The 15,678-nt window shown below is 71.8% G+C and carries 16 protein-coding genes and 1 pseudogene; 9 read left to right on the top strand and 8 right to left on the bottom strand.

Translation table 11 applies throughout. From position 1 onward, the window contains the following. Positions 1-212: 212 nt before the first annotated feature. Both A6A27_RS23365 and A6A27_RS23370 read left to right on the top strand, forming a co-directional pair. Positions 213-1,025, top strand: coding sequence for a SigB/SigF/SigG family RNA polymerase sigma factor (locus tag A6A27_RS23365; RefSeq protein ID WP_073836783.1), 813 nt, complete (start codon positions 213-215; stop codon positions 1,023-1,025). Between the two features lie 318 nt (positions 1,026-1,343). After that, positions 1,344-1,754 carry a hypothetical protein gene (locus A6A27_RS23370; protein WP_073836784.1) on the top strand — a complete coding sequence of 137 codons (411 nt, stop codon included), beginning with the start codon at positions 1,344-1,346 and terminating at the stop codon, positions 1,752-1,754. An 89-nt stretch (positions 1,755-1,843) separates the two neighbouring features. Here A6A27_RS23370 and A6A27_RS23375 read toward each other — a convergent pair whose 3' ends face one another. The 4 genes from A6A27_RS23375 to A6A27_RS23390 are packed head-to-tail and all read right to left on the bottom strand — an operon-like array spanning position 1,844 to position 4,418. Next, positions 1,844-2,926, bottom strand: a complete 1,083-nt coding sequence (locus A6A27_RS23375) for an SRPBCC domain-containing protein (protein ID WP_073836785.1) — start codon at positions 2,924-2,926, stop codon at positions 1,844-1,846. 60 nt (positions 2,927-2,986) lie between these two features. Next, positions 2,987-3,523: a low temperature requirement protein A gene (locus A6A27_RS23380; protein WP_338013303.1), complete on the bottom strand. Its 537-nt coding sequence runs from the start codon at positions 3,521-3,523 to the stop codon at positions 2,987-2,989. Then, positions 3,415-3,756, bottom strand: a complete 342-nt coding sequence (locus A6A27_RS23385; protein WP_073836787.1) for an MmcQ/YjbR family DNA-binding protein — start codon at positions 3,754-3,756, stop codon at positions 3,415-3,417. Before A6A27_RS23385 ends, A6A27_RS23380 begins: the two co-directional genes overlap by 109 nt. A gap of 44 nt (positions 3,757-3,800) precedes the next feature. After that, the gene (locus tag A6A27_RS23390; RefSeq protein ID WP_073836788.1) at positions 3,801-4,418 is read right to left on the bottom strand and encodes a TetR/AcrR family transcriptional regulator; all 618 of its coding nucleotides are present in this window, start codon (positions 4,416-4,418) and stop codon (positions 3,801-3,803) included. A gap of 103 nt (positions 4,419-4,521) precedes the next feature. On the opposite strand from A6A27_RS23390, the gene A6A27_RS45115 reads away from it, so the two are divergent. From A6A27_RS45115 to A6A27_RS23405, 3 genes are all read left to right on the top strand, one after another. Then, positions 4,522-4,989 carry a MarR family winged helix-turn-helix transcriptional regulator gene (locus A6A27_RS45115; RefSeq protein WP_241825413.1) on the top strand — a complete coding sequence of 156 codons (468 nt, stop codon included), beginning with the start codon at positions 4,522-4,524 and terminating at the stop codon, positions 4,987-4,989. Then, the gene (locus A6A27_RS23400; protein WP_073836789.1) at positions 4,986-6,617 is read left to right on the top strand and encodes an MDR family MFS transporter; all 1,632 of its coding nucleotides are present in this window, start codon (positions 4,986-4,988) and stop codon (positions 6,615-6,617) included. Before A6A27_RS45115 ends, A6A27_RS23400 begins: the two co-directional genes overlap by 4 nt. A 93-nt stretch (positions 6,618-6,710) precedes the next feature. After that, complete coding sequence (locus A6A27_RS23405; protein WP_073836790.1) at positions 6,711-7,592, top strand: phosphatase PAP2 family protein; 882 nt, start codon at positions 6,711-6,713, stop codon at positions 7,590-7,592. Positions 7,593-7,682: 90 nt separating this feature from the next. On the opposite strand, the gene A6A27_RS23410 is transcribed toward A6A27_RS23405, so the two are convergent. Then, positions 7,683-8,858 (bottom strand): zinc-dependent alcohol dehydrogenase, encoded by a 1,176-nt coding sequence (locus A6A27_RS23410; protein WP_073836791.1) that lies wholly within the window; start codon positions 8,856-8,858, stop codon positions 7,683-7,685. Between the two features lie 10 nt (positions 8,859-8,868). Then, positions 8,869-9,843, bottom strand: coding sequence for an SRPBCC family protein (locus tag A6A27_RS23415; protein WP_241825414.1), 975 nt, complete (start codon positions 9,841-9,843; stop codon positions 8,869-8,871). A gap of 292 nt (positions 9,844-10,135) precedes the next feature. On the opposite strand from A6A27_RS23415, the gene A6A27_RS23420 reads away from it, so the two are divergent. The 3 genes from A6A27_RS23420 (at position 10,136) to A6A27_RS23430 (ending at position 13,184) form a co-directional block, all read left to right on the top strand. Next, positions 10,136-10,714 carry a type 1 glutamine amidotransferase domain-containing protein gene (locus A6A27_RS23420; RefSeq protein ID WP_073836792.1) on the top strand — a complete coding sequence of 193 codons (579 nt, stop codon included), beginning with the start codon at positions 10,136-10,138 and terminating at the stop codon, positions 10,712-10,714. Positions 10,715-10,857: 143 nt separating this feature from the next. Then, entirely contained in the window at positions 10,858-11,553 is a 696-nt protein-coding gene (locus A6A27_RS23425; protein WP_073836793.1) for an SDR family NAD(P)-dependent oxidoreductase, read from the top strand. Next, positions 11,547-13,184 carry an MFS transporter gene (locus tag A6A27_RS23430; RefSeq protein WP_241825415.1) on the top strand — a complete coding sequence of 546 codons (1,638 nt, stop codon included), beginning with the start codon at positions 11,547-11,549 and terminating at the stop codon, positions 13,182-13,184. The genes A6A27_RS23425 and A6A27_RS23430 overlap by 7 nt, the downstream gene beginning before the upstream one ends. 12 nt (positions 13,185-13,196) lie before the next feature. On the opposite strand, the gene A6A27_RS23435 is transcribed toward A6A27_RS23430, so the two are convergent. Beyond that, complete coding sequence (locus tag A6A27_RS23435) at positions 13,197-13,586, bottom strand: DUF2267 domain-containing protein (RefSeq protein WP_073836794.1); 390 nt, start codon at positions 13,584-13,586, stop codon at positions 13,197-13,199. A 342-nt stretch (positions 13,587-13,928) separates the two neighbouring features. Continuing rightward, a pseudogene (gene tnpA, locus A6A27_RS23440) lies at positions 13,929-14,344 on the bottom strand (IS200/IS605 family transposase). On the opposite strand from tnpA, the gene A6A27_RS23445 reads away from it, so the two are divergent. Continuing rightward, positions 14,309-15,652: an RNA-guided endonuclease InsQ/TnpB family protein gene (locus A6A27_RS23445; RefSeq protein ID WP_143194124.1), complete on the top strand. Its 1,344-nt coding sequence runs from the start codon at positions 14,309-14,311 to the stop codon at positions 15,650-15,652. The pseudogene tnpA and the gene A6A27_RS23445 sit on opposite strands and share 36 nt — an antisense overlap. The last annotated feature ends 26 nt before the right edge of the window (positions 15,653-15,678 follow it).

Here is a 15,678-nt window from a genome sequence, read left to right on the forward strand (position 1 = left end):
GGGCGATTCCGTGCAACAGGTCCGCGGTTCTCGTCGACGGCAGGTTTTCGTGGCACCCGTCACTCCCGCCGTTCGGTCAATTTGGGCCTGATTGTCAGTTTATGGACGCTATATCCATCGTCCGTTCGGTTGAATGGATGACGACCGTTGGTCTAGGGTGACTGACACGACCGGTGCTGGGAGCCCCGTCTCCCCAGGACAGGAAGGGCAGTATGACTACGACGACCATCGCGCCGACGACGACCACCGACGTGCACCGCACGGCGACCAGCGGCGAGGAGACCCGGGCCAGCGAGCTGATTGCCGCCCTTGCCGCGCTACCCGCGGAGCACCCGGACCGGCCGGCCCTGCGCAACCAGGTCGTCGAGGCGTGGCTGCCGCTGGCCAACCACCTCGCCGCTCGCTACAGCGGCCGGGGTGAGCCCACCGGCGATCTGGCCCAGACGGCGGCCCTCGGCCTCATCAAGGCGGTGGACCGGTTCGACGCCTCCCGCGGCGTCGACTTCGCCGGGTTCGCCATCCCGACCATCCTCGGCGAGATCAAGCGGCACTTCCGCGACCGCACCTGGAACATCCGCGTGCCGCGTCGCCTCCAGGAGCTGCGGCTGCGCATCTCCGAGGCGAACAGCACCCTGACCCACACCCTCAACCGGGCCCCCACGGTGGCTGACATCGCCGCCCACCTCGACCTCACCGAGGAAGAGGTTCTCGAGGGCCTGGAAGGGGCCCGTGCCTACAATGCCGTCTCGCTGTCGACCCCGATCGGCGACGGCGACAGCGCCACCGAGCTGGGCGACACCCTCGGCACCGAGGACGGCGAGTACGAGCTGGCCGAGCTGCGCGCCTCGCTCGGGCCGGCGCTGGCCACGCTGGACGAGCGGGAGCAGCGGATCCTCACCCTCCGCTTCTACGGCAACCTGACCCAGAGCGAGATCGCCGCCCGCGTCGGGGTGTCCCAGATGCATGTGTCCCGGCTGCTCGCCCGCGCGTTGGCCAAGCTGCGCGGCCAGCTCGCCGAGGCCTGATCCGCCGGGGCGGACTCCATGCCGCCCGTGGTTTTACGAGCGTGCCGCGTTCCCTGCCCCGTCACCGGCTCCCCCCGGTGGCGGGGCGCTTCTGTTCACCCCGCCCATCCTCGTCGGTCGCCGTTCCTGCGGGGCATCGGTTGAACGGCGAGGTGAGTGGACCAGGAGGCACTTGATTTCTGTCAAATAATGTGGTATTATGTCCGCTTCTGACTGGTAGCGTGGCGCTCTCTCGGGGGTGTGTCCCATCGCGCCGCCCGGGTTCCACCGGCGGCCCGCCATCCCGGCGCGGTCGCCCTCCGGAAAGGACCAGTCACGTTGCCCGACGCTTCCACCGTCCCGCTCGACAGCCGCGTCCGTAGCTTCCTCGCCGCGCTCGGACCGACCGCCGGCACCGCGGACAGCCCCGCTGTCGACGACTGCTTCGCCGACCCGTTCCTCCTGGCCGACGACACCGGCGCCCGGCCCGTCCCCCGGGCCGGGTTCCTCGCCGCGCTGCCCCGTCGGGCGCAGCTCTTCGCCGACCTCGGGCTCGGCCCCGCGGCGCTGACCGGCGTCACCTGTCAGCGCCTCGACGACCGGTACGTCCTCGCCCGCACCGACTGGGAGGCATCCCGGATGGACGGCGGCCGACCGGTGCCGCTCGCCTCCTCGTTCCTGCTGCACGACGACGGTGAGCAGTTCCGCGTCGTGCTCTACCTCAACCACCAGGGCCTGCCGCAAACCTGACCCACCCGGCCGGCCGGGACTGGCATCGCCCCGGCGCGGGCCGCCGTGGCCGGTTCGCGCCGGCCGGCGGCCCCGGGTCGGGCAGGCCTCTAGAGGCCTGCGCACGCCGCGCCGTCGATGGTGCAGCCGTTGGGCGCCGTGGCCGACGCGTCCGGGTCGCGGACGTCGAACCGGAATGTCCGCGAACCCCCGGCCGGCACGGCCGGTCCGGTGAAGGTGACCACCTGCCCGTTCTGCTTGCCCTCGGCCCCGTTGACGTTGCCGATCTCGGCTCGCGTCCCGAGCGTCACGAGCACCGTCCAGCCCTCCTTCGCCGCGCTGCCGGGATTGGTGATCGTCACCGCGCCCCGGTAGCCGAACAGCCGGTCGGAGACGGTCTCGTAGCTGGCGGTCAGGGCCGGGGCGGCCGGCGTCCTCGCGCTGGGGGTGCGGCTGGGCGTGGCTGACGGGGTCGGGGTCGGCGTCGGGGTGGCGCTGTGCCGGCTCGCGGCGGCCGCCGTGCGGGTCGGGGTGGGCTGGGGAGCGCGGCTGGTGGCGCTGGGCACGACCAGCGGAGCCGACTGCGCCGTGGCGTCCGGTAGCTGAGCGGCCGGCCGCCGGGTCGCCCACACCCCCGCCCCGACCAGCAGCGCGAGGCAGGTCAGCGCGCCGATGACCACCGCCCACAGGCGCCTGGTCCGGGCCCGGCCGTCGCCTAGCAACCGGACCACCGGTAGTTCGGCGGTCAGTCCGCCCTCGGCGCGGCGCAGGTCGACCTGCTGGAACGCCAGCCAGTCGAGGATTGCCGGCAGCCGTACGGCCAGCGCCTGCTCGTGTTGCTCGGCACGGCGGTCGCCCTGTTCGTCGTTCCACTCGCCCTGCTCCAGCATCTCGTAAAGGGACAGCCGGCAGCCGTGGCTGGTGGGGGCGATCGTGCAGGTCAGCACGGTCTGCCGGTCGCCCTCCTGGCAGTGCAGCACAAGCCGCTCCGGCGCCTGCCGCTCGACCACGGTCGCCTCGACGTCGGCGTCGAAGCCGGGCAGCCCCGCCGTCCGCAGCAGCAGCCGGTCCGGGGCGTCCGCCGCCGGCGCGGTCTCGACGAACCACTTGGTGAGGTACGCCGTGTCGGTCAACGCTCGCCAGACCCGGGCAGGCGGGTGGAACAGTTCGACCTCGGTGCCGATCTCGATCACGCGCAGATGCTACGGCCCGGGCTGTCTCACCATTCCGGACGGTCGGCCCTTCTGCGGGCGTCACTGCGCCGGCTGCTCCGGGCCCTCGTCGTGCCAGCGGGCCCGCCAGGCGGCCTCACCGGCCTCGTGGATGGTCTTCTCCTCGTACACCGCCCGGCGCAGGGCGCGCCGCGAGTCGGCCAGGGCCACCAGTTCGATGATGACGAGGGCGAGGCAGTTGGCCGTCAGCAGGGTGAGTGCCCCGAACGCCGGGAGGTGCTGGGCGACCGGAAGCCCGACCGCGAGCACGACGAGCACACCGATCCGGGTCCACGTCACCGTCCGCAACGTGCGCAGTTGGAACGCCAGGTCGGCGGCCAGGTAGAGCATCACCCCGGAGAACAGCATGGGCACCGCCGGCCCGTGTGCGTGCTCGGCTGGTCGCCCGGCGCGCGACCGGCCCGGCCCCACGCCGCCGACGGCTGATCGACCGGCTGCGGCGGCCGGGCTCAGTCGCCCAGCCGCTGCCGGGCGAGGAACTTCGGCACCACCATCCGCCACGACTCGGTGACCAGCTCGGTCATCTGGTCGTGGTCGAGTCGCTCGAGGTGGCAGCACACCCAGTTGAACCGCAGGTCGGACGGGCGGGGGAGGAAGAACAGGTCCGGCTCGGCGGCGATGAGGCCGTCCCGCTGCTCCTTCGGGTAGCCGAAGCCCATCGTCCGCTCGTCGCGGGAGAACGCGACGTAGACGATGGCGCCGACGCGAAACTTGATCCGGTCGCGGATCAGGTGCTCGCTGGTGCGGGGCAACGTCCGGGCCAGCGCCCGGACGTCATCGACGGTGACCACGGCACGACGGTAACCCCGCCGTACGACATCGTCCGCGTCCGGCGTCAGCGGTGCGTGCTGGTGCGGCCCTCGGCCGCGGCGGCGGGGGCGGCCAGGGCGAGCGTGGCCCGGAGCGTGTCGACCAGCGGGCCGTCCGGCTGTTCGAACCAGTACTGGACGGCGACCCGCAGGGTGGCCAAAAAGGCGGCGGCCAAGATCCGGGAGCGCAGGGCCGGGTCAGGTCCGGTGAGCCGGTGGGCCAGCTCACCGGCCAGTTCCCGCTCGATCGCCCCGTACGCGGCGACCTGGTGCGCGAGAAGGCCGGGGTGTCCGTGCAACTGGCGGCGTCGGGTGAGCCAGGACACGGTGGGGTCCTCGAACATCTCGCCGGCCTGGCGCAGGGCGGCCCGGCTCAGCGCGGTCCACGGCGGCTCGTCGGCGGGCCGCTCGCGCAGCAGCTCCAGCATCCGGCGCAGCCGCACGGTGTCGCCGTGGAAGAGCGCCTCCTCCTTACTGGAGAAGTAGTTGGAGAAGGTCCGCCGGGAGACGTTGGCGGCGTCCGCGATCGCCTCGACGGTGACCCGCTCCGGTCCCTGCTCCAGCGCGAGGCGCAGCGCCGCCTCGTGCAGGGCGAGCCGGGTCGCCGCCTTCTTGCGTTCCCGCAGCCCGGTTGCCTCCGACATGAACACCAGCCTACGTGATCCATTTCTCAACGAGCAAACTTGCCTACTGCGCAAGATTCGCCAATTATTGCTTGAGGCAACCAACTCCGTCTGGAGGACAACCGTGGACCCCGCCACCCGCGAACTCGGCACGCGCCTGCAGGAGCTGCTGACCGGCGTGCGGCTGCTCAAGCAACAGCGCGCCGACGACCGGCCGGCCGTGCCGCCCGGCCTGGTGGGCCTCCTCATGCACATCGACCGCTGCGCCACCGGGTGCCACGCCCGGGAACTGGCCGAGCGGACCCGGCTCGACCCGTCGACCGTCAGCCGAGCGGTCGCCGCCCTGGTCGCGCACGGCCTGGTCGACCGGCGTGCCGACCCCAGCGACCGGCGGGCCAGCCACCTGACCGTCACCGCGGCCGGCCGCGCGGCCCTGGCCGACACCCACGACTGGTACGGCGGGGTGCTCGACCGAGCGCTCGCCGACTGGACCCCCGGCGAGGTGGCGGCGCTGTCCGCCGCGCTCGGCCGGTTCACCCGCGACATCGAGGTCGCCCTCGCACACCACGACAACCTGGAGGACGCGCGATGAGCGCACCCACCGCAGCCGAGCCCATGGGCAAGCGACAGACGCTGGAAGCACTCAGCGGCCTGCTGCTGGTGCTCTTCGTCGCCATGCTCAGCGGCACGGTCGTCTCGACCGCCCTACCGAAGATCATCGGAGCCCTGAACGGCTCGCAGACCCAGTACACCTGGGTGGTCACCGCCACCCTGCTCACCGCGACGGCGACCACCCCCATCTGGGGCAAGCTGGCCGACCTGTTCAACAAGAAGATCCTCATCCAGGCCGCCATCGTGGTCTTCCTGGCCGGCTCGGTGGCCGCCGGCTTCGCGCAGAACGCCGGCCAGCTCATCGGCGCCCGCGCGTTCCAGGGCATCGGCGTCGGCGGCCTCCAGGCCCTCGTCCAGGTCGCCATCGCGGCGATGATCCCGCCGCGCGAGCGCGGCCGGTACAACGGCTACCTCGGCGGCGTGATGGCCCTCGCGACCGTCGGTGGCCCGCTGCTCGGCGGTCTCATCGTGGACACCTCCTGGCTCGGCTGGCGCTGGTGCTTCTTCGTGGGCGTACCCGTCGCCGTCGTCGCGCTGGTCCTGCTCCAGGCCACGCTGCGCCTGCCCACCATGCGCCGGGACAACGTCAAGATCGACTACCTCGGCGCGTCGCTCATCGCCGCCGGAGTCAGCCTGCTGCTGATCTGGATCTCGTTCGTCGACAGCTCGTTCGCCTGGATCTCCTGGCAGAGCGGTGTCATGGTCGGCGGCTCGCTGCTCCTGCTCGCCCTGGCCGTCTGGGTCGAGTCGCGGGCCGCCGAGCCGGTCGTCCCGCTCGACATCATCCGCGAGCGCACCACCGCCCTGGCCATCCTCGGCAGCCTCGCGGTCGGCATGGCCATGTTCGGCGGCGCCGTCTTCCTTGGCCAGTACTTCCAGATCGGCCGCGGCTACAGCCCGACCGAGGCCGGCCTGCTCACCATCCCGATGATGGCCGGCGTCCTGCTCTCGTCGATCGTCGTCGGCCGGCTCATCACCCAGACCGGCCGGATCAAGCCGTACATCGTCGCCGGGTCGATCATCCTGGTCGCCGGCTTCGCCCTGCTCGGCACCATCGACCACGAGACGTCGCTCGTCCTGGTCGGCGTGGCCATGTTCATCGTCGGCACCGGCGTCGGCATGACCATGCAGAACCTGGTGCTCGCCGTGCAGAACACGGTGGCACTCAAGGACATCGGCGCGGCCAGCTCCAGCGTGGCGTTCTTCCGCTCCCTCGGCGGCACCATCGGCGTCTCCGTGCTCGGCGCCGTCCTGGCCCGCCGCGTCACCGACCGGATCACCCACGACCTGACCGCCGCGGGCATCCCGACCAACGGCGGTGGAGGAAGCAGCAGCCTGAACCTCAGCGCCCTGCCCGCGCCGGTGGAGCACATCGTCCGCGCCGCCTACGGCGACGCCACCGGGCACATCTTCCTCATCTCGGCCGCGATCGCCGTCGTCGGCATCCTCGCCGCGCTGCTGCTCAAGCCGGTCACCCTGCGGTCCAGCCTCGACCTGCCCGACAGCGCACGGTCGGCCGCCGTCGCGGCCGACGCGGTCGACGGCGCGCCCGCCTTCGACCAGGTGCCCGTCGACGCCGGGGCGAACCGCGATCCATCCCGCCGCTGACGCCCCCAAGGGTTCAGGGCCGTCGCCGTCCCCGGCGGCGGCCCTGAACCGTCCCAGGCCGGCATCCGCCGGTCGTAACCGAATCGAGAACGTGTGGACACCACGGAGGCCGCCCCGACGGCAGGACCCGACGGGCGGCGCAACGGCGCCCTGCGCCGCGCGGCACGCGAACTGGCGCTCATCGCCGCGCTGTTCCTCGCGTACAAGATCGGTCGGGTCGCCGCCGCGGGCCGGGCGCCGACCGCGGTGCTCAACGGGGAACGGGTCTGGCGGTGGGAACGGCTGCTCCACCTGCCCGGCGAGACCACCCTCCAGCAGCCGCTGCTCGCCCACGAACTGCTGGTGCGACTGGCCAACGAGTACTACGCCTACGTGCACTTCCCGGCCACAATCCTCTGCCTGGTGTGGTTGTACGTGCGCCACCCCGCGCACTACCGGTGGGCCCGTCGGCTGCTCGCCACGCTCACCGCGGCCGCGCTGGTGCTGCACTTCCTCGTCCCGCTCGCTCCGCCGCGGCTGACCGGCCGGACCGGCATGATCGACACCGCGAGCCGGTTCGGGCCCACGGTCTACGGCGCGCCCGAGGCCGACACGGTGAGCAACCAGTACGCCGCCATGCCGTCCCTGCACGTCGGCTGGGCGCTGGTCGTCGGCCTCGTGCTGGTCAGGGCCACGGCCGGCCGGCTGCGCTGGCTCTGGCTGGCGCACCCGCTCGCCACGCTGCTGGTGGTCGTCGCCACCGGCAACCACTACTGGCTGGACTGCCTGGTCGCCGCGGCACTGCTCGGCGTCCTCCTGGCGGTGCTGCCCAGGCCGGGCAGCGGCCGCCCACCGGTCGCCGCGGCAGTGCCGGACGGCATGGCGCGGACCGGCCGCCACGTGCCGCCGCTGCGGGGACAACGCGGCCGTCCCGGCGCCTCCCTCCCAGACCGGACCCGGCCCGCCGGCCGGTGGCAGCGCGCGGCCCGCAGATAGCCACCACCCGCCCGGAGTTCCCCCGGCCCCGGCATCGCGGTGCGAGGATCTGCTCGCCCGCGTCCGGTGGCCGCCGCCCGGGCCGGTCGGTTAAGGCTTCAGAATCACCTTGACGCAGTCCTCCTGCTTGTTCTTGAAGATGTCGTAACCCTGGGGCGTGTCGTGCAGCCGCAGCGTGTGGGTGATGATGAAGCTGGGGTCGATCTCGCCCCGGCGGATCCGCTCCAGCAGCGGCCGCATGTAGCGCTGCACGTGGGCCTGACCGGAGCGCATGGTCAGCGAGCGGTTCATGAACGAGCCCATCGGAAACTTGTCGATGAACCCGCCGTACGCGCCGATGGCCATGATCGTGCCACCGTTGCGGCAGCTCAGGATCGCCTCGCGCAGCGCGTGCGGCCGGTCCGTCTCCACCTTGACCGCCTGCTTCGCCCGGTCGTACGCGTGCAGCGCCGCCGACGCGTGGTGCCCCTCCATCCCGACCGCGTCGATGCACGCGTCCGGGCCCCGGCCGGCGGTCATCTCCCGCAGCGTGTCCAGGACGTCGGTCTCCTCGTAGTTGATCGTCTCCGCGCCGGCCTTGTCCCGGGCCATCCGCAGCCGGTACGGGTACCGGTCGATGACGATCACGCGGCCGGCGCCCAGCAGGTAGGCGCTGACGGTGGCCAACTGGCCGACCGGACCCGCACCCCAGATGGCGACGGTGTCGCCGGGCTTGATGTCACACTGCTCGGCGGCCATGTAACCGGTGGGCAGCACGTCGGACAGGAACAGCACCTTCTCGTCCGGCAGGTCATCCTCGATCTTGAGGGCGCCGACGTCGGCGTAGGGCACCCGCACGTACTGCGCCTGGCCGCCCGCGTACCCGCCCATCAGGTGGGAGTAGCCGAAGATGCCGGCGGGGGAGTGACCCATCGCCAGCTCCGCGATCGCCGCGTTCGGGTTGGAGTTCTCGCAGACCGAGTAGAGCCCGTTCTGGCAGGAGATGCAGTCACCGCAGGCGATGGGGAAGCCGACAACCACCCGGTCACCGACGCGCAGCCCGTCCCGCGCGCTCTGGCCGAGCTCCACGATCTCGCCCATGAACTCGTGCCCGAGAATGTCACCGCGCTTCATCGCGGGGATGAACCCGTCGAGCAGGTGCAGGTCGGAGCCGCAGATGGCGGACGAGGTCACCCGGACCACGGCGTCGCGGGGGTTGAGGATCTGCGGGTCCGGTACGTCTTCGACCGCCACCCGGTTCGGAGCGATCCAGCAGTTGGCCTTCATCGTGTCCCCCTCACGCGATCCGGGCCAGCGGCCGGGCCGGGCGCTGCCGGGCCTGCGCCCTGACGCTCGTGCCGTCCGGCATGCCGTCGGACCGGGCGATCTCACCAGTCTCGATGACCTGCTTGAACCGCCGTAGGTCGTCGCAGATCTGTTGTTGCGGGTTCTCGCCGAACGCGCGCGCCGCCAGCCGGCCCATGGCGCGGCCGGGCACCGAGTACTCCAGCTCGATCCGCACCTCCGTGCCCCGGTTGCCCGCGGCCGGCATGAACCGCACGCTGCCGCCGTTCGGCACCCGCGCGCCGTCGACGGAACGCCACCGGATCAACTGGTTGGGCCGGTCCTCGATGATCTCGGCCTCCCACTGCACACTTCGGCCGGCCGGGGCCTTCGCGGTCCACCGGGACCGGCGGGGGTCCGTCCGGCGTACCGACTCGAGGTGGTACATGAAGCGGGGCAGGTTCTCGAAGTCGTGCCAGAAGTTGTAGGTCTCCTCGGGGGTGCGGTTGACCGTCACCGAGCCGTACGCCCGGCCGCCGTCGTAGACCCGGCGGCGCTGGGTCGCACGGATCGAGGCGTACAGGTCGACCGCGGTGATCCCGGCGAGGGCGGCCATGGTGTACGCCAGCCGGCGCCGCCGCTCGCCGCGGCGGTTACGCATCGCCTGGCCGGTCGCGGCCAGGTCCAGCACGTCACCGGCGACCCGGGTCCACCCGGCCAGACCGGCCCGGCGCGGAATCAGCAGCGCGGCGGCGTGGCCCAGCTCCCGGGCGCCGGCGGCGCGCAGGACCATCCGGGCCGTGCGTGAATCGTCGACGCCGCACGCCTGGGCGACCCTGGACCCGCCGGCGAGGGCGGTCACGCCGAGACCGAGGCTGACCCAGCCGAGCAGACGCGCCAGCCCTTCCGATCCGCGGTCCTGCGCCGCTCGCTCGATCCCGAGGGTGTCCGTGACCGAGCGGACCCCCATGGTCGTCTTTCCTGTCATGCCTGCTCACCCGTCTTCGAGTAGTTGGTGCCGGCGAACGGCGTGGCGTCCGGTACTGGCCGGCGTGCCTTTCCCGCAAAATCCGTTCCCACACCCGCGACCCGGCTCGAATCCACCGGCCGGCCCGTGCCCGCGGGACCGCCGCTCGCCACGGCGCACGGCCGGCAGTCGCGGGGCCGGATTGTCCCGCCGGCCGCGCCGCTGCGGGTCCGTTTGTGGCAGGCCGACCTCGGGAACGTGGATGGGACGAGCGCGCCGCCGGCGGGGCGGCGCCGCGAAGGGAGCCTGCATCATGGCCAACGCCCAGCAGCCGCTGCGCGGCAAGCGAGTCGCGTTCCTCGCCGCCGACGGGGTTGAGGAGATCGAGTACACGCAGTCCCGGGCCGCCGCGGAGCAGGCGGGCGCCGAGGCACAGCTCATCTCCATCAAGTCCGGCGAGATCCAGTCCATGAACCACGACATAAACCCGGCCAACCGCTATCGGGTGGACCGTACGGTGAACCAGGCGAATCCCGCCGACTACGACGCCCTGGTGCTGCCCGGCGGGGCGGTCAACCCGGACCGGCTCCGGATGAACCAGGCGGCGATGAACTTCGTCAAGGCGTTCTTCCAGCAGAACAAGCCGGTGGCGGCGATCTGCCACGGCCCGTGGTCGCTGGTCGAGACCGGGATGGTCAAGGGACGGACGGTCACCTCGTACCCGAGCCTGCACACCGACATCGTCAACGCCGGCGGGAACTGGGTCGACCAGCAGGTCCAGGTGGACAACGGCCTGGTCACCAGCCGCGCCCCGGGCGACCTGCCGGCGTTCTGCGACAAGATGGTCGAGGAGTTCGCCGAGGGTACGCACCGCCAGACGGCAGCGGCCTGACGCGTGCGCGCGCTGGTCCGGGTCCGCGCCCGGTCCAGCGCCCGCCTCTGCGCCCGCCGCGGGGTGTGGAACCGGCCCCAGCGGGAAGGCACTCCGGGTCACCCACCGCGCACCGCTCGCGCGTCGCGACGGACTGGAGAGGCATGGGCGCCAGAACCTTCATCGTGGCCGGAGGGACCAGTGGACTCGGTCTGGCCGTCGCCCGCCTGCTCGTCGAGGAGCATCAGGTGATCGTCCTGGGTGACGTGCCCGACGAGGTCGCCGCGGTGGCCGACGACCTGAAGTGCGCCGGGATCGTCTGCGACATCTCCTCCTACGAGCAGGTCCGGGACGCGTTCGCCGCTGCGGTCGACCGGTACGAGGTGATCGACGGCGTCGCCGCGTGCGCGTCGATGTGGGCGGGCGGTGACCTGGAGGAACTGTCCCCGCAGCGGATCCGCCGCGCGGTCGAGGTCAACGTGCTCGGCACCACGTTCCTGTGCCGGGAGGCCCTGCACCACCTGCACCGGCAGGACTTCGGCAACCTGGTGTACGTCGGCGCGATGGCGGTGACCCGGGCCCGTCCCGGCATCCCCGTCTATCGGGCGACCAAGAGTTACGGCACCAGCCTGATCGAGTCGCTGGCCGAGGCGCAGCACAGCAACCGGATCAAGGTCATGCAGTTGCACCCAGGGCCGATGCCCACCCGGCTGCAGGAGCGGGTCGGCGACGAGTTCCTCGACCAGGTCTACGCCATGCCCGAGCAGGTCGCGCCCGAGGTGGTCCGGCTGCTCCAGTTCACCCCCGACGACCTGTACGTCTCCGGGGAGCGGGTACTCCGGGCGGACGGCCGGTGGTAGCCGCCAACGACGCCACCGCGGCCGAACCTCAGATCTCGGCGTGGGCGCCGTTGCGGACGGCGGTCTACCGCAGCCTGTGGCTGGCCCTGCTCGCGGCGAACATCGGCACCTGGATGCAGACGGTCGGCGCCCAGTGGCTGCTGGTCCACACGTCCGACGCCTCCACCCTGGTGGCCCTGGTGCAGACCGCCAGCCTGCTGCCGATGCTGCTGCTGGCGCTGCCCGCGGGCGCCCTCGCGGACACCTTCGACCGGCGGCACCTGCTGATCGCCGTGCAACTCTTCATGGTCGCGGTGGCGCTGGGGTTGACGCTGCTCACGGCGGCCGGGCGGATGCCGCCGGCGCTGCTGCTCACGCTCACGTTCGCCTTCGGCGTGGGGCAGGCGCTGACCCTGCCGGCCTGGGCGGCGGTGATCCCGGAGCTGGTGCCGCGCGAGCAGTTGCGGTCGGCCTCCGCGCTCGGCTCGATCAGCGTCAACGTGGCCCGGGCCGTGGGGCCGGCCGTGGCCGGTGTGCTCATCGCCCGGGCGGGAGTGGCCCCGGTCTTCGGCTTCAACGCCGTGGCGTTCCTGGTGTTCGCGCTGGCGCTGGCCCGGTGGCGGCCCGGCGACGCCCGCGCCGTGGAGGTGCCCGAGCGGTTCACCGCCGCGCTTCGGGCCGGCGGCCGGTACGTGCGCCACTCGCCGACCGTGCGCCGGCTGCTGCGCCGCGCGCTGGTGTTCGTGATCCCGGCGAGCGCGCTGTGGGCGCTGCTGCCGCTGGTGGCCAGCCGGCGGCTCGGCCTGAACTCCAGCGGATACGGCCTGTTGCTGGCCGCGCTCGGGGTGGGCGCCATCGTAGGCGCCCTGCTGCTGCCGTGGATCCGCACCCGGATGACCGCCAACCAGTTCCTGCTCGTCGCCGGGGTCCTGTACGGGGCGACGCTGGCAGTGGTGGCGTCGGTGCGGACCATCCCCGTGGTGCTGGTCGCGCTGCTGCCCGCCGGAGTGGCCTGGGTGGCCGTCCTGGCCAACGTCAACGCCGAGATCCAGCTGTTCCTGCCGGCCTGGGTACGCGCCCGCGGCCTGGCCGTCTACCAGGTGGTCCAGGGCGGCGGGCAGGCGGTCGGCGCGTTCCTGTGGGGCGTGGTGGCCGACTTCGGTGGACTGGTCACCGCGTTCTACGTCGCCGCCGTGCTGATGCTGATCGGCGCGTTGACCTCCCAGATCTGGCCGCTGCCGGACCTGCGCGGGGTGATCAAGGATCCGGCCGTCTACCGGCCGCCGCTGTCGCTGGTGCTCGAACCGGACCCCCGGATCGGTCCGGTGCTGGTGCTGGTCACGTACACCGTCCGGCCCGAGCGGGAGGCCGAGTTCCTGGCGGCCATGGACCACATCCGCGGCTTCCGGCAGCGCACCGGGGCGATGCGATGGGGCCTGTTCCGCGCCGGGGAGACCCCGGACCAGCTCACCGAGGTCTATCTGGTGCCGTCCTGGGACGAGCACCTGCGCCAGCACGGCGGCCGGCTGACGGAGGCCGACCAGCAGGCCGAGGACCGGGCCCGAGAGCTTGCCGAGGGCGCGCCAGAGGTGCGCCACCTGCTGCCGGCCTCGGCCGACACGGCGATGACGGACCACCAGGCGGCGGCGTGACCGGCGCGGGGCTCAGCCCGACACGCTGGGCCGGCCGAACAGGGCGGCGTAGCCCGACGGCAGCTGGGTCAGCACGTCGTTGAGCTCGCCGCCGGACACCGCGTCGGCGATGGTAGTCAGGACCGCGCTGGCGTCCCACTCGGCGGTCCGCTCCGTCGCGCCGGTGCCGTCGCTGACCCGCTGGAGGAACTCCGCCACTCCGACGCGCTGACCGCCGCCGCCAGCGGTCTTGAGGAAGTCGCCCAGCTGTTCCGGCAGCTGCGAGCCGAGCTGCCGCGCCTCGTCCGCGGTCAGCCGTTCCGCGAGCGTGGTCACCACGACGCTGATCACCTGTTGCGCCTCCGCAGCGTCGTCGGACTCGCCCCGTTCGCGCACCCGCGCCACGAACTCCTGATATTTCATCCCGCCTCACCCACAGCTCACGGTGGCCCGGCGCCGGATGGGCCGCGGCCGCCTGCCGGCAGATGGCGGCATCAGGCACACGCCGCCCGCGAGGCTGATCCTGACACGCCTCGTCGGCCTGTGCGCCCGCTTCGGCGGCATCTGCTCCGCTTCCCGCAGGTGGCCCCCGACGGTCGGCGGGCGCTAAGCAGGCCCGCCTCGACGCCACGCCCGGACGACCGGCCTCCGATCCGCCCGTCCGGGTGGTCGCCGGGGAGAGCTACCGAGATGCGAGCCAGTGCTCCGCCATTAAGAGCGGGGGTGAAGACCCGCGCGGGAGGGCCGTCAAGGCCCGAGCGTGCTTTAAACCGGCTGGTTCTGCTGTTCGATGTACTGATGCAGGACGGTCATGGGTGCGCCTTCGAGGGAGCCGGCGAAGTAGGAGCCGGCCCACAGGCGGGCGCCGCGCCAGTAGTAGCGGCGAATCTCGGGGAAGTTGCGGCGTAGGTAGCGGGAGGACACGCCCTTGAGGGAGTTGACCAGGTTCGACAGCGCCACCTTGGGTGGGAAGTTGACCAGTAGGTGGACGTGATTGTCCGCGCCGTTGAACTCGACCAGTTCGCACTTGAACTGCTCGCACACCTCCCGGATTACCCGCTCCAGGTAGTGCAGGTGTTCGTCGCTGAAGACTTTTGCCTGGTACTTCGTGACGAAAACCAAATGGGCATGGAGCAGGAAGAACAGTGCCTGCCAGTGCGAACCGGGTCATCGAAGGCCATGAAACCAAGTGTAGGATTGGCAGCGTGAAAGCGGACACGGGCCGGAGGTACCGGCTCTACGCCACTGAGGGGCAGGCGCAGCGGCTGACCGCGTGGGGGCACACGTGCCGCTGGCTGTACAACACCGCTGTGGAGCAGCGGCAGTTCGCCTGGCAGCAGCGGCGGGTCATTCTCGGGGTCGCCGCGCAGTGCGCCTCCTTGACGCAGGCGCGTAAGGAACTCGACTGGGTAGCGGACCTGCCGGCGCAGTCCGGTCAGCAGGTGTTGCGGCAACTCGACCAGGCGTTCCGCAACTGGTGGGATCCTCAGCACCCCGCCGGGGCACCGACCCGCAAGCGCAAGTCGGCGCGGTTGTCGGTCCCGTTCCCAGGTCAGGCGATTGCGGTGCGACGGGTCAACCGCCGGTGGGGCGTGGTCAGCCTCCCGAAGGTCGGAGATGTCAAGTTCCGCTGGTCTCGTCCCTTGGGCGGCACGGTCCGTAACGCGGTGGTGTCCTTCGACGGTGTTGCCTGGCACGTCGGGTTCGGCGTCCACGCCGGCGTCACCACACCCGAGGCGCATGCCCGGCCCGGCACTGTTGTGGGTGTCGACCGGGGCGTGAAGGTCGCCTTGGCGATGTCCGACGGGCGTATGTGGAATCGGACCTTCACCTCACCGGGTCAGGGGCGGGAGTTGGCCAGGCTGAAGTCGAAGGCTGGCCGGCAGGAGACCACCCGCCGCAAGCGCGGCGCGAAGACCTCGAACCGTGCCCGCAAGGTCCGCGCGGAGATCGCCAGGTGCGAGGCGAAGGTCCGTAACCGGCGCCGTGACTTCGTGATGTGGGCGGCGAACCGCCTCTGCACCCAGCACGCGACCGTCAAGCTTGAACGCCTCTGCATCTCGGCCATGACCGCCACCGCAAAGGGCACCATCGCCGAGCCCGGCATCAACGTGGCCGCGAAGGCCGGATTGAACCGGGCGATCCTCGACAAGGGCTGGGGACTGTTCGAGACAGCCCTGGCCAATCGAGCACGTACCACCGGCACCCGGATCGTGAGGGTGCCAGCCGCGTTCACCTCCCAACAGTGCAGCCGCTGCGGGAACACCGATCGGAACAATCGTGAAAGCCAAGCGGTGTTCCTGTGCGGTTCCTGCGGACATCAGGCCAACGCTGACGTGAACGCGGCGATCAACGTCAGGGACGCCGCCGAGACGGCGCTCCCACTCACCGGGCGGGCAGTCCGGGACAGGGATCGAAAGGTGCCCTGTCGACCACCCACCCAACGCCGGCGACGCACGGCGTTGGAAGCGGGAATCTCCCGCCTTTAGGACTCCGTTGGGAAATCCGTGAAGTG

The sequence above is a fragment of the Micromonospora sp. CB01531 genome (assembly GCF_001905095.1).
In the GTDB taxonomy this organism is placed as follows: domain Bacteria; phylum Actinomycetota; class Actinomycetes; order Mycobacteriales; family Micromonosporaceae; genus Micromonospora.

Excerpts from the sequence above, each read along its gene's own strand:
- A6A27_RS23435 (WP_073836794.1), bottom strand. The coding sequence starts at position 13,586 with ATGAAATATCAGGAGTTCGTGGCGCGGGTGCGCGAACGGGGCGAGTCC.
- A6A27_RS23400 (WP_073836789.1), top strand. The coding sequence starts at position 4,986 with ATGAGCGCACCCACCGCAGCCGAGCCCATGGGCAAGCGACAGACGCTG.
- A6A27_RS23365 (WP_073836783.1), top strand. The coding sequence starts at position 213 with ATGACTACGACGACCATCGCGCCGACGACGACCACCGACGTGCACCGC.
- A6A27_RS23420 (WP_073836792.1), top strand. The coding sequence starts at position 10,136 with ATGGCCAACGCCCAGCAGCCGCTGCGCGGCAAGCGAGTCGCGTTCCTC.
- A6A27_RS23425 (WP_073836793.1), top strand. The coding sequence starts at position 10,858 with ATGGGCGCCAGAACCTTCATCGTGGCCGGAGGGACCAGTGGACTCGGT.
- A6A27_RS23415 (WP_241825414.1), bottom strand. The coding sequence starts at position 9,843 with ATGACAGGAAAGACGACCATGGGGGTCCGCTCGGTCACGGACACCCTC.
- A6A27_RS23390 (WP_073836788.1), bottom strand. The coding sequence starts at position 4,418 with ATGTCGGAGGCAACCGGGCTGCGGGAACGCAAGAAGGCGGCGACCCGG.
- A6A27_RS23410 (WP_073836791.1), bottom strand. The coding sequence starts at position 8,858 with ATGAAGGCCAACTGCTGGATCGCTCCGAACCGGGTGGCGGTCGAAGAC.